The 1,042-nt window shown below is 61.4% G+C and carries 1 pseudogene; it reads left to right on the top strand.

From position 1 onward, the window contains the following. Window positions 1–127: 127 nt before the first annotated feature. Window positions 128–934: pseudogene (locus J1M39_RS11725) on the top strand (DEAD/DEAH box helicase family protein); the annotation flags it as partial. Between the last annotated feature and the right edge of the window lie 108 nt (window positions 935–1,042).

The raw sequence follows: 1,042 nt of genomic DNA, 5'->3' as shown, positions 1-1,042 counted from the left end.
CCGGCTCGTCGAAGGTCAGGCCGTCACGAACTGGAAGCAGGCCCTCGCCCAGCTCGCCGCGGCCTACCCCGACCGGATCAACCCCTACCTGTGACCACCCCGCTTACACAGACAAGTTGACACGCCCTACGTGTACCTCCGCACCATCTTCGAGCTGGCCGCACAGTACAACTTCACGAAGTTCGTCATCCTGGTGCCGAGCGTGGCGATCCGTGAAGGTGTGAACACGAGCATCCGGCTCATGCGCTCGCATTTCGAAGATCTCTACAAGAAGCGCAACATTACCTTCGACTCGTCGGTCTATAGCGGTAAGACGGCTGAGGAGGTGCAGTCGTTCGCGACGTCGACCAACGTGCAGATCATGGTGATGACGATCGACTCGATCCGTGGCAACGCGAATACGCGCATCATCCACCAGACGCGGGACAAACTGAACGGTCTCAAGCCGATCGACTACCTGAAGGCGACGCACCCGGTCGTCATCATGGACGAGCCGCAGAACATGGAGTCCCTGCTCTCTCAGTCGGCCGTGAGCGAGCTCGACCCGGTGTTCACGCTGCGCTACAGCGCGACGCACAAGAAGCTCCGGAACGTCGTCTACCGGCTCGATCCGGTCGACGCGCACGACCTCGGCCTGGTGAAACAGATCGTTGTGGCCGACGTGCAGCAGCAAGGAGCGGACGCGACGCCGTACATCAAGCTGATCGACGTCAGGAACGACAAGGGCTGGGTCGCGCGGCTGGAACTGTCCTGCCGCAAGGCCGACGGTTCGCTCGAGCGCCGCGTCGTGAACGTCAAACAGAACCAGGAGCTGTCCGACCCTCGCCTGACGAACAACGCGAACTACGACGGCTGGCGCGTCAACGAGATGAGCATCGAACCCGCCTACGTCGACCTGACACTGCATGGCTACCTAGTTGAGTCCCGCATAGTGGTGTAGCGCCCGGTGGTCGGGCGTGTCGTCTCAGACGTGGACGCGGCCACCGTGTGATCCGTCGAGTCAACCTTCCACAGAATCCTCGAATGGAGTCATCACGATGAC

Source organism: Micrococcus sp. KRD077, from assembly GCF_017168505.1.
Taxonomy (GTDB): domain Bacteria; phylum Actinomycetota; class Actinomycetes; order Actinomycetales; family Micrococcaceae; genus Micrococcus; species Micrococcus luteus.
Note: the sequence above shows the minus strand (reverse complement) of the source record. Positions and strands in the feature narration are given on the sequence as shown.